At 61.6% G+C, this 11,284-nt stretch carries 11 protein-coding genes and 1 riboswitch; of the genes, 10 read left to right on the top strand and 1 reads right to left on the bottom strand.

The window, feature by feature from the left end:
- Positions 1 to 12: 12 nt before the first annotated feature.
- The 3 genes from ACFQZG_RS17875 to prmC all read left to right on the top strand — a co-directional run bounded on the left by ACFQZG_RS17875 (position 13) and on the right by prmC (position 3,155).
- Positions 13 to 993 carry an ABC transporter ATP-binding protein gene (locus ACFQZG_RS17875; RefSeq protein ID WP_378154914.1) on the top strand — a complete coding sequence of 327 codons (981 nt, stop codon included), beginning with the start codon at positions 13 to 15 and terminating at the stop codon, positions 991 to 993.
- A 96-nt stretch (positions 994 to 1,089) separates the two neighbouring features.
- Positions 1,090 to 2,163, top strand: a complete 1,074-nt coding sequence (gene prfA / locus ACFQZG_RS17880) for a peptide chain release factor 1 (protein ID WP_378154915.1) — start codon at positions 1,090 to 1,092, stop codon at positions 2,161 to 2,163.
- 74 nt (positions 2,164 to 2,237) lie between these two features.
- Entirely contained in the window at positions 2,238 to 3,155 is a 918-nt protein-coding gene (gene prmC, locus ACFQZG_RS17885; protein WP_378154917.1) for a peptide chain release factor N(5)-glutamine methyltransferase, read from the top strand.
- Between the two features lie 251 nt (positions 3,156 to 3,406).
- On the opposite strand, the gene ACFQZG_RS17890 is transcribed toward prmC, so the two are convergent.
- Entirely contained in the window at positions 3,407 to 5,098 is a 1,692-nt protein-coding gene (locus tag ACFQZG_RS17890; protein ID WP_378154919.1) for a methyl-accepting chemotaxis protein, read from the bottom strand.
- Between the two features lie 224 nt (positions 5,099 to 5,322).
- On the opposite strand from ACFQZG_RS17890, the gene ACFQZG_RS17895 reads away from it, so the two are divergent.
- From ACFQZG_RS17895 to ACFQZG_RS17925, 7 genes are all read left to right on the top strand, one after another.
- The gene (locus tag ACFQZG_RS17895) at positions 5,323 to 5,940 is read left to right on the top strand and encodes a stage II sporulation protein R (protein WP_378154920.1); all 618 of its coding nucleotides are present in this window, start codon (positions 5,323 to 5,325) and stop codon (positions 5,938 to 5,940) included.
- Between the two features lie 9 nt (positions 5,941 to 5,949).
- The gene (locus ACFQZG_RS17900) at positions 5,950 to 7,059 is read left to right on the top strand and encodes an L-threonylcarbamoyladenylate synthase (protein WP_378154943.1); all 1,110 of its coding nucleotides are present in this window, start codon (positions 5,950 to 5,952) and stop codon (positions 7,057 to 7,059) included.
- A 130-nt stretch (positions 7,060 to 7,189) separates the two neighbouring features.
- Complete coding sequence (locus ACFQZG_RS17905; protein ID WP_378154922.1) at positions 7,190 to 7,750, top strand: manganese efflux pump MntP; 561 nt, start codon at positions 7,190 to 7,192, stop codon at positions 7,748 to 7,750.
- Positions 7,751 to 7,785: 35 nt separating this feature from the next.
- Positions 7,786 to 8,391: a low molecular weight protein arginine phosphatase gene (locus ACFQZG_RS17910; RefSeq protein WP_378154923.1), complete on the top strand. Its 606-nt coding sequence runs from the start codon at positions 7,786 to 7,788 to the stop codon at positions 8,389 to 8,391.
- Positions 8,392 to 8,435: 44 nt separating this feature from the next.
- Positions 8,436 to 8,518, top strand: a riboswitch (ZMP/ZTP riboswitch).
- 118 nt (positions 8,519 to 8,636) lie between these two features.
- Complete coding sequence (gene rpiB, locus ACFQZG_RS17915) at positions 8,637 to 9,080, top strand: ribose 5-phosphate isomerase B (RefSeq protein WP_378154925.1); 444 nt, start codon at positions 8,637 to 8,639, stop codon at positions 9,078 to 9,080.
- A 29-nt stretch (positions 9,081 to 9,109) separates the two neighbouring features.
- Positions 9,110 to 9,727 carry a TIGR01440 family protein gene (locus ACFQZG_RS17920; protein WP_378154927.1) on the top strand — a complete coding sequence of 206 codons (618 nt, stop codon included), beginning with the start codon at positions 9,110 to 9,112 and terminating at the stop codon, positions 9,725 to 9,727.
- Between the two features lie 46 nt (positions 9,728 to 9,773).
- Positions 9,774 to 11,021, top strand: a complete 1,248-nt coding sequence (locus ACFQZG_RS17925) for a serine hydroxymethyltransferase (protein ID WP_378154945.1) — start codon at positions 9,774 to 9,776, stop codon at positions 11,019 to 11,021.
- Positions 11,022 to 11,284: the final 263 nt, after the last annotated feature.

The raw sequence follows: 11,284 nt of genomic DNA on the forward strand, positions 1-11,284 counted from the left end.
GGGCAACCATAGATGGCGATCATCGAAGTGAAGGACTTGGTCAAGGAATTCGTCGTCGTACGCAAAAAAACGGGGCTAGGAGGCGCGCTGCGCAGCTTGATCATGCCGGACAAGCATATCGTGCGCGGAGTGGACGGGTTATCGTTCGATATCGAGCAGGGGGACATCGTCGGCTACATCGGGCCGAACGGCGCCGGCAAGAGCACGACGATCAAGATGCTGACGGGCATCCTGCATCCGACGGAGGGCAGCATCCGCGTGTGCGGCTTGTCGCCGCAGCGGGAGCGCAAAGCCGTCGTACGTCAGCTCGGCGTCGTGTTCGGCCAACGCACGCAGCTGTATTGGGACTTGCGGCTAGGAGAGACTTTCGAATTGCTTAAACGGATCTATCGGATCGAGGACAAGCGGTTCAAGGAGACGCTCGACATCCTGAACGACGTGCTGCGCATCCAGGACTTCATCGACACGCCGGTGCGCCAGCTGTCGCTCGGGCAACGGATGCGAGGCGATCTCGCGGCGTCGATGATCCACGAGCCGTCCGTGCTGTTCCTCGACGAGCCGACGATCGGCTTGGACGCCGACGCGAAGCACGCGATCCGCCGCTTCATCCTGACGATGAACCGCGAGCGCAAGATGACCGTCGTGCTGACGACGCACGATCTGGACGACGTCGAGCAGCTGTGCTCGAGACTGCTCGTCGTCAACCACGGGAAGATCGTGGAGGACGGTCCGCTGGACGCGATCGTGGGCAAGCTGGCTCCGAATCGCCTGCTCGTCATCGAGCTGTCCGAGGAGGTGCGAGCGCCGGAGCATGCGAAGGCGAAGGTCGTGAAGCAGGACGGGCTCAAAGTATGGTACCAATTCGAGAAGGCGGGCATTACGGCGGCGGATCTGATCGCGGATCTGTCGGGCAAGCTGCCGATCCGGGACCTTAGCGTGCAGGAGCCGGACATCGAGGACGCGATCCGGGAAGTGTACCGGACGACGGGGTGAACGACCTTGGCAGTCATCGCCTTCTCGCGGAATCGCCTCAGTGTGCTATAATAGAGACATCATGTTTTTTTAGCGAGTAACGGAGGTTGAGGAGAAGTGCTGGACCGTCTGCAAGTGTTGGCGGATCGATACGAGAAGCTGAACGAATTATTAAGCGATCCCGACGTAGTAAGCGATACGGCGAGGCTGCGCACTTACGCGAAGGAGCAATCCGGGCTGGAGGAAGCGTACCGCGCTTACGAAGAATACAAGCAAGTGCTCGAGCAACTGCAAGACGCGAAGGCGATGCAGGAGGAGAAGCTCGACGACGAGATGCGCGAGATGGTGAAGCTCGAGCTCGAGGAGCTGAACGCCCGTCGAACCGAACTCGAGGAGCTCGTGCGCGTGCTGCTGCTGCCGAAGGATCCGAACGACGGCAAAGACATCATCGTCGAGATTCGCGGTGCGGCCGGGGGCGAGGAAGCAAACCTGTTCGCGGCGGAGCTGTACCGGATGTACGCGAAGTTCGCGGACAGCCAAGGCTGGCGGACGGAGATGCTCGAAGCGAGCGTGAGCGATCTCGGAGGCTTCAAGGAAGTCATCTTCTCGATCAGCGGCGCGGCCGCTTACCGCATGATGAAGTACGAGAGCGGCGCGCACCGCGTGCAGCGCGTGCCGGAGACGGAGTCGGGCGGACGCATCCATACGTCGACGTCCACGGTCGTCGTCATGCCGGAAGCGGAAGAGATCGACATCGTCATCCACGACAAGGACATTCGCGTCGACACGTTCTGCTCCAGCGGAGCGGGCGGCCAGTCGGTCAACACGACGAAGTCGGCGGTTCGCGTGACCCACGTGCCGACGGGCATCGTCGCGACGTGCCAGGACGGCAAGTCGCAGAACGATAACAAAGACAAGGCGCTTCAAGTGCTTCGGACTCGCATCTACGACGTCAAGCGCCAAGAAGAAGAAGCGAAGGTGTCCGGCGAACGCCGCGAGAAGATCGGCACGGGCGACCGCAGCGAGCGGATTCGCACGTACAATTTCCCGCAAAGCCGGGTGACGGACCACCGGATCGGGTTGACGCTGCATAAGCTCGATTACGTGCTGAACGGCGACATGACCGAGATCGTCCAGGCGTTGACCCTCGCCGAGCAGGCGGAAATTCTAGAACGCGAGAACATGGGCTAAGCGTACAAGCGGGCTAGAAGCGTGGACGCCGGCAAGAGCTAGAGCGAAGCATGAAGGTTGGAGGCATATCGGACGTGAGCGATGCGAAGGATTGGACGTTAGGCGCGGTTTTGCGCCTTGGCGCCGATCGCTTGCGGCAAGCCGGAGCGGAAGAAGCTGACGCGGACGCGGAGCTTCTTCTTCTTTATTTGCTCGGGATGGGCAAGGCGGAGCTGCTGCGGGATTGGCGGGAGAGCTTCCCTGCAGGGAAGCGCGAGGCGTGGGATAGGATGCTGGCGCGCAAGTCGGCGGGCGAGCCGGTTCAGTATATCGTCGGGGAGCAATACTTCTACGGGCGGCGCTTCGAGGTATCGCCGGCGGTGCTCGTGCCGCGCCCCGAGACGGAGCTGCTCGCGGAGGCGGTGCTGACGGCGAGCGATCGGTTATGGCCAATTGGCGGCGAGGGCGTGGCGATGCCTGTGCCGGTCGTCTTGGACGTCGGTACCGGCAGCGGGGCGCTTGCGGTGACGCTCGCGGCGGAGCGGCCGGCGTGGCGCGTAATCGCGTCCGATCTGTCGCCGGACGCGCTGGCGATGGCGCGGGGGAATGCGGCGCGACTTGGCGTGGCGGAACGGGTGGCGTTCGTGCAAGGCGACTTGTTGTCGCCGTTCACGGGTGACGGCGCGGCCGATTATCCGCCGATCGACGTGCTGGTGTCGAACCCGCCGTATATTCCGTCGGCGGACATTCCGGGCTTGCAGCGGGAAGTGCGCGCGCACGAGCCGCATCTGGCGCTCGACGGAGGCGAGGACGGGTTGAACCCGTATCGCGCGATGTCTCGCCAGCTCTCGTCGCTGCGGCGGCTGCCGCGCATCGTCGCATGGGAAGTCGGTATGGGCCAGGCGGAAGACGTAGCGGCGATGCTGCGCGAAGCGGCGGCGTGGAGCGACGTCTACTTCGTCAAAGACTACGCGGGCATCGACAGGCACGTGATGGCGGTTCGCGCGGAGTGACAGGGCGGAGTAGCGTTACGAGATAGCGCTAATGCGTCGCGGAACCGGATTTCGTCGGTGTAACGTTATGTGGTAGCGCTATTTCGGCGTGGTTCCGGGTTTTGTCTGTGTAACGTTATGTGGTAACGCTATTGGTGTGCGGTTCTGAGAATCTACAGTGTAGCGTTATAAGATAACGCTATTGAATTCGACTATATGCAACAAAAGGCAAAGCGCCGACGCGCTTTGCCTTATTTGTCATCCCTATACCTCTATTGCAGTTTGAATCTAGACAGCACGCCGTTCAAATCCTCGGCGAGCTTGGATAGGGATTGAGACGACGAGGAGATCTCCTCCATCGTAGCGAGCTGTTCTTCGGTCGTCGCGGAGTTGTTCTGGCAGGCGGCGGTGACCTCGTTGCCCGCATCGGCGACTTCCTCCATCAAGGCGACGATCTGCTTGCTCGAAGCCGCGAGCTGGTGCGTCGTCATCGCGGTTTGCCCGACGCGGACGGTAACGGCACCGACATGCTCGTCGATCGCGTGCAGCGCCCGGTCGACCGTATCCGTCTTCGTCAAGCTATGGGCAACCTTCTCCGTCCCGGCATGCATCGCGTGGACCGCGTGGGAAGTATCCGACACGATGTCCTGAATGAGCGCGCCGATCTGCTCGGCGGACTTGCGCGATTCCTCGGCAAGCTTGCGGATCTCATGGGCGACGACGGCGAAGCCTCTGCCGTGCTCTCCCGCGCGGGCCGCTTCGATGCCCGCGTTCAAGGACAGCAAGTTGGTCCGGTAAGCAAGCGCCGTGATCGTGGCCGCGATGCCTTGGATTTCCTGCGAGCGGTTGCCGAGCGACTGAATGACGAGCGCCGCTTGCTGCACCGTCTCGTCGAGCGCTTGCATGTCCACGAGCACCTCGCGCACGGAACGCGCGCCTTCCGCCGAAGCGTCGGAAGCAGACTGCGCGAGGCGAGATACTTCTTCGTTGGACGACGATACTTCGTAGATGCCGTCGGATATTCGCTGTACGGCAGCGACCGCTTCGGCGACATTGTGCTGCTCGTTCGTAGAGCTGGTCGCGATCCGGTTCGTCGCCTCGACGATCTGCTCCGTCGCGCGCGTCGTCTGCTCGGCGCTGGCGGTCAATTGCTGCGACGAAGCGGCGACTTGGATGGCGGTGTCTTGCGCTTGGCCGAGAATGCCGCGAAGGTTGCGAACCATCCGGTTGAACGTGTCGGCCAAGTCGCCGAATTCGTCCCGGGAACGGACGACGATGTCTCGGCTCAAGTCGCCGTGGCCGGAGGCGATGTCCTTCATCTGACGATCGATCGTCCTAAGCGGCTTCATGATGGACCGGATAATATAGAACGCGACGATTGCGGACAGGAGGGCCCCCGCGATGAACAAGCCGTACATGAGCCACTGCTGCTCTTTGTCTTCCGTACGCCGGACGACTTGGTCGCCGGCGATCTCCGCGGTCAAATCGTCCACGAGCCGCGCGGCTTCCAAGTCCAGCTTCTTGCGGGCTTGCCGTTCTTCGTTGAAGTGGAACATCTGGGCTTCCGCGGCGTTGCCCGCGCCCATGAGCGCGGATACTTTAGCGCTTTGCTCGTAATAGTCCGCATACAGTTGCTCGATTTTATCGACGATCGCTTGGTCGCTCTCGTTAAGCGAGGGGTTGGCTTTAATCGTTGCGATGTCCTCGCGAATCGCCTTGTCTTTGTCGACGATCGCTTGGGCGTATTCTTCGGAGCCGAGCAGGAGGTAGCCGCGCTCGTCGTTCGATATGCCGACGAATTGGAATTGCAGGTCTTTCAACAAGTAACGCAGCTCGGTGTCTTCGATCGTCTCCGTATGGGCGTCCCGCGAATGCGCCAAGTACAGCTGGGTGACCAGGGCGAGGGAGAAGAGTAACAGAGAGAGGATGGCGAATGCGGCAATTAATTTATTGCGAATGCTCATAGATGGCCTCCTGCGCCTAGATGTCATGTAATATATCATCGGTTTATGGCGAATGAAAATTGATAGGTTTATAGATTCGAATCCCGGCAATACTTAGGGATACGACGTTCCGGAACGCATGGATCGGCGCCGACGGGTGCCACGGGAGCGAATAATCTATGCGCGATTTTCTGATTGTGCCATTTTCCAATTCTATTATCCTCGTATTCGTAAGAATAATTATCGTGTTGTTAACATTAACCGTGGCATTGGCCGCTCTTCTTGTTCGATACGCCGCCGCGAACGCGGCTGCGGGTATTCCGGAGGACGCGATTCGGATTCGGATCATCGCTAATTCCGATAGCGAGTTCGATCAGCGCGTGAAGCAAGACATCAAGACCAGCGTCTCCAACGCGATCGTCGCGTGGGGCGAGATGCCGGCTTCGCATGACGAAGCGCAAGCTTTCATTAGCGATCATCTGAAGCAATTGCAGAAGCTTGTAAGCGCCAAGTTAAGAGAGCACGAAGTCGAATACGGCGGCAAGGTGGAGCTGGCGGAAGTTCCGTTCCCGGCGAAGGAGTTCGATGGGGCGGAATATCCGGCCGGCGAATACGAGGCGCTGCGCATAACGCTCGGCGGCGGCGACGGCGCGAACTGGTGGTGCGTGCTCTTCCCGCCGATGTGCTTAACCGCGGCGACGGCGCAGGACGACGACGCGAAGGCGAAGCCGGCAAGCTTGTCGACCGGAGGAGCATCGGCGGTTTCCGGCGGCGAATCGGGCGAGGATCAACCGGAACCGAAGTTCTTCCTGTGGGTCATCATCGAGAAGATCATCGCGTTCTTCGCGGCTCTGTTCTCCTGATGTGCTATAATAGCGGCACAAGCATGGAGACAAGGATGGAACGGTAGCATGATAACGAACTATTGGTCCGCAGCGCAAGCGGGGACCGACATAAGGGAAGCCGCCGCGGCGCTCGCCGCAGGCGGCGTCGTTGCGTTTCCGACGGAGACGGTATACGGGCTCGGCGGGGACGCGGGCAATACGGAGGCGGTGAGCAAGATTTTCGCCGCCAAGGGGCGCCCGTCGGACAATCCGCTTATCGTGCACTTGGCCGACGCGGCCAGCGCGGAGAGGCTGGCGACGCGGGTGAACGACATCGAGCGGCTGTTGATGGAAGCGTTCTGGCCCGGTCCGCTCACGCTCGTCCTCCCGGTTAGGGAGGGCACGGTCTCGCCGCTCGTGACGGCGGGGCTCGATACGGTAGCCGTAAGGGTGCCCGCGCACGAGGTCGCGCGGCGATTGATCGCCGAATCCGGCAAGCCGATCGCGGCGCCGAGCGCGAACCGCTCGGGGCGGCCAAGCCCGACGCTGGCCGAGCATGTGCGCGAAGATCTGGACGGCCGCATCGACGGCTTGCTGGACGGCGGACCGACCGGCGTCGGATTGGAATCGACCGTCGTGCGAGTCGTGGACGGCCGCGTGCACATTCTAAGACCGGGCGGCGTTACCCGCGAGATGCTGAGCGAGGCGCTCGTCGGCCGCGCTTCGGTGGCGGACGGCAACGGCCGACCCGACGACGAGCAGGACGGCGATCAAGCGCGGGAGCAGGCGCCTCGTTCGCCGGGCGTCAAATACGCGCATTACGCGCCTCGCGGCGAGATGCTTCTCGTGACGGGCGACCCGGAAGCGATGATCGCCGCAGCGCAAGCGCGCGTCGATGAAGCGCGCGGCGGCGGCAGGAGAGTAGGCGTGCTGGCGTGCTCGGAGCACGCGGACCGATACGAGGCGGACGCGATATTCGATTGCGGGCCGCGCGGCAGGCCGGAGGTCGCGGCGCAGACGCTATACGCGAGGCTGCGCGAATGCGACGAACGCGAATTGGATTTCATCGTCGCGGAAGGCTATGAGGAGCACGGCATCGGCGCCGCTCTCATGAATCGCCTCCGCAAGGCGGCGGGAGGCCGCGTTCTGCGCGTCTAGAGGCAACCGTCTAACGCGAGTGCCCGATCGCCGACTCGTTCGAAGGGCATGATCCCCGACTCGTCCGCATATGTTGAATGAGGATGTAAGCGATGCGGCGGGTCGCTCGCCGCGCTAGGGGGGACAAGCGATGTCGGACTGGTCCTTCGCGACCGGGCAAATGCTGACGATACTCGTCATGGCGGTGGCGCTGGGCATGGATGCTTTTTCTCTGGGCATCGGACTCGGATTGAAAGGCATTCGGCGCCTCGACGTGCTGCGGCTCAGCGCGATGATCGCGCTGTTCCACGTCGTCATGCCGCTCGGCGGCATGGTCATGGGTCAATACGTCGGAGAGCTGCTCGGCGGAATCGCGACTTCCGCGGCCGGGGCGTTGCTGCTGCTGCTCGGCGGGCATATGGTATATAGCTCCCTTCGCGGCGAGGCGGTCGATTCGATCGATCATCGCACCGTATGGGGGACGCTCGTGTTCTCCTTCAGCGTGAGCATAGATTCCTTCTCCGTCGGGGTATCGCTCGGGATGTTCTCGTCGCACTTGTTCCTGACGGTGCTGTTGTTCGGGGTGAGCGGAGGGCTCATGAGCGTGTTCGGGCTCATGCTCGGCCGGCGCGTCAGCCGGAGGCTCGGCGGTTACGGGGAGGCGCTCGGCGGTGTTATTTTATTCGGATTTGGATTATTATTTCTACTATAGAGACGACAAGGCTTCGACAAGAGGGGGTTACCGCTTTGCTTCGCATCTTGATTGTATGTACGGGGAATACGTGCCGCAGCCCGATGGCTCACGCGATGCTGGCCGACTTGGCCGCGCGCAACGGCAAGGCGATCGAGGTTCGCTCGGCGGGCGTCGCCACGATGAACGGGCTTCCGGCATCCCCTCACGCGGCGACCGCGCTTCGCAAGCGCAATTTGCGCGCCCCGGGCGCTTCGACCGCTCTAACGGAGAACGAAGTACATTGGGCGGATCTGATTCTGACGCTCTCGACCAGCCATAAGCGGGCGATCGTCCAGACGTATCCGGACGCGATCGCGAAGACGTACACGCTCAAGGAATACGCGCTTCGGGGCGACCGGGTCATGGAGGACGTGGCGGAGGCGGAGCGGCTGTATTCCGAATGGCAGGTGCGACAAGCGCTCGGGCAGCAGCTGTCCCCGCGGGAGCAAGCCCGCTTGTTCGAGCTGCAGCGGACGATTCCGAACTTCGACATCGCGGATCCGTTCGGCGGGTCGCTGTCGCTGTACGAGCAATGCGCGGACGAGATCGAGGACGCCCTGCTCAGCATCGTCGAGAAGCTCGGCGATGACGGGGGCGAACGTCGGGGTCGCGGAGAGTGATTGATTTTTTCGGCTTCGTTCGGTATGATTAGAGCATAACTTCAAGATTCCGATGTAACTGGCGACGCGTAGTGGATGAAACCACGGTGGAGCATCGGGATGACGGCCGGTCGCCTGGGCAAAGAGCAACGTGCGAATGCACGTTTGCTCTTTTTTGTCTTTTTACGGCGTTGCGGATGTCGAATTCTGTTTGGCGAAGGGCAATTCAGGTATAATAGCTACGTATACGAGGGAGGTCATTGGGGATGAAGATCGCGATTGGGGCGGACCACGCCGGTTACCGGCTGAAGGACGAGATCGTGCCGATGCTGAAGGCGCTCGGCCACGAGCTGATCGACTTGGGCTGCGACTGCGCGGACTCGGTCGATTACCCGGATTACGCGCTGCCGGTGTGCGACAAGGTCGTCAGCGGCGAAGCCGAACGGGGCATTCTGATCTGCGGAACGGGCATCGGCATGTCGATCGCGGCGAACAAGACGCACGGCATTCGCTGCGCGCTCGTTCACGACACGTTCTCCGCGAAGGCGACGAGAGAGCATAACGATACGAACGTGCTGGCCATGGGCGAGCGCGTCGTCGGTCCGGGATTGGCGGCCGATATCGTGAAAATATGGCTGGAGACGCCGTTCTCCGGCGGCGAACGCCACCGGAACCGCATTAACAAAGTGATGGCGATCGAATCGAAGTAAACGCGCAAAAGCAAGAGGAGGGCTCGCCCATGACGTCAGAAGCCGCGAACGACATTACCGAACGGGTCGAACAGGTGCTGAGCGAGCTCGCGCAAACCGCGGCTCTGCGTCCGGGACGGATCGTCGTCCTTGGGGTCAGCACGAGCGAGGTGCGCGGTGAGCGCATCGGGACTTCAGGCGCCTTATCGATCGCCGAGCAGATTCATGACGGCGTCGAGCGGGTCAGGCGGCAGTACGGCTTCGACGTCGTCTGGCAATGCTGCGAGCATCTGAACCGGGCGCTCGTGACGGAACGGAGCGTCGCCGAAGCGCGGGGCTGGATCGAGGTGTCGGCCGTGCCCGTGCCGAAGGCGGGCGGCTCGATGGCGGCTTACGCCTACCGTCAGCTGCGAGAGCCTTGCTTGGTCGAATCGGTGCAAGCCCATGCCGGCGTCGACATCGGCGAGACGATGATCGGGATGCACCTGCGCCCGGTCGCCGTTCCTCTCCGTCCGTCCGTCCGGTGGATCGGACAGGCGAGAGTGACGATGGCGACGACGCGCCCGAGACTGATCGGCGGCGCGCGCGCGGTGTACGCGCTGGACGAAGCTCCGCGGGCCGCGGAGGGCGAGGTCGCTCCCGGCAACGAAGGAACCGCTTGCGATTAATCAGTCGCGATCAATTGAACTTATACTCTAGGAGGCTATCATCATGTTGGAAAACCTGAACAAGCAAGACCCTGAAATCGTCAAAGCGCTGAACCTGGAACTGAAACGCCAACGCGACAACATCGAGCTGATCGCGTCCGAGAACATCGTCAGCGAAGCGGTACTCGAAACGATGGGCACGGTACTCACGAACAAATACGCAGAAGGCTATCCGGGCAAACGCTACTACGGCGGCTGCGAATACGTCGATATTCCGGAAGAAATCGCGCGCAACCGCGCGAAGGAGCTGTTCGGCGCGGAGCACGCGAACGTGCAGCCTCACTCCGGCGCTCAAGCGAACCTCGCGGTATACCTCGCGGTGCTCAAACCGGGCGACACGGTGCTCGGCATGAACCTCGCGCACGGCGGCCACTTGACGCACGGCAACCCGGCGAACGCTTCCGGCTTGCTCTATAACTTCGTCGCTTACGGCGTCGACGAGCAGTCGTTCACGATCGATTACGAAGAAGTACGCAAGGCGGCATTCAAGCACCGTCCTCGCCTGATCGTAGCCGGCGCTTCCGCGTATCCGCGCACGATCGACTTCGAGAAAATGGGCAAAATCGCAAACGACGTCGGAGCGCTCTTCATGGTCGACATGGCGCATATCGCGGGTCTCGTCGCGGGCGGCCAGCATCCGAGCCCGGTTCCGCACGCTCACTTCGTCACGACGACGACGCACAAGACGCTACGCGGTCCTCGCGGCGGCATGATTCTGTGCCGTCAGCCTTGGGCGGCCGCGATCGACAAAGCCGTATTCCCGGGCACGCAAGGCGGACCGCTCATGCACATCATCGCGGCCAAAGCGGTCGCGCTCGGCGAAGCACTGCAGCCTTCTTTCAAGGACTACGCGAAGAACGTCGTCGCGAACGCGAAGGTGTTGGCGGAAGCGCTCGTAGAGGAAGGGCTCAACATCGTGTCCGGCGGCACCGATAACCATCTGATGCTGATCGATACGCGCAACTTGAACATCACGGGCAAGGAAGCCGAGCACGTGCTCGATTCCGTTGCGATCACCGTCAACAAGAACGCGATCCCGTTCGATCCGACCAGCCCGTTCATCACGAGCGGCATTCGCATCGGCACGCCTGCGATCACGACGCGCGGCATGGGCCCGGAAGCGATGAAGACGATCGCCAAGGTCATCGCGCTCACGCTGAAGAACCCGAAAGACCCTGCGACGCTCGACAAAGCGCGCACCATCGTCGCGGATCTCACGGCGCAATACCCTCTGTATCCTAACATGGCTTACTAATCGCCTTCGGTAACGGAGAAAGCCCCGACTCGGAACTTAGGTTCCGGATCGGGGCTTTTTGGTCATCTTGCTGCAACGGTGCCAGACGCCGTTAGAGCGGACAAACTCGGTAACTCGACTTCTATAACGGTGCCAGTGCAACTAGAATAAAAAGTGGACACCTCATAAGCGCAAACAGATAATAAACTCAACAAGAATTAAGAGGTGTCCGGCATGAGTGAGAGAAGACAGCATTACAACGAAGAGTTTAAAGAACAGGCGGT

Source organism: Cohnella sp. GCM10027633 (assembly GCF_042675445.1).
Taxonomy (GTDB): Bacteria; Bacillota; Bacilli; order Paenibacillales; family Paenibacillaceae; genus Cohnella.

Coding starts and splice junctions, on each gene's coding strand:
- ACFQZG_RS17875 (WP_378154914.1), top strand. CDS start 13: ATGGCGATCATCGAAGTGAAGGACTTGGTCAAGGAATTCGTCGTCGTA.
- ACFQZG_RS17890 (WP_378154919.1), bottom strand. CDS start 5,098: ATGAGCATTCGCAATAAATTAATTGCCGCATTCGCCATCCTCTCTCTG.
- ACFQZG_RS17905 (WP_378154922.1), top strand. CDS start 7,190: ATGTCGGACTGGTCCTTCGCGACCGGGCAAATGCTGACGATACTCGTC.
- rpiB (WP_378154925.1), top strand. CDS start 8,637: ATGAAGATCGCGATTGGGGCGGACCACGCCGGTTACCGGCTGAAGGAC.
- ACFQZG_RS17920 (WP_378154927.1), top strand. CDS start 9,110: ATGACGTCAGAAGCCGCGAACGACATTACCGAACGGGTCGAACAGGTG.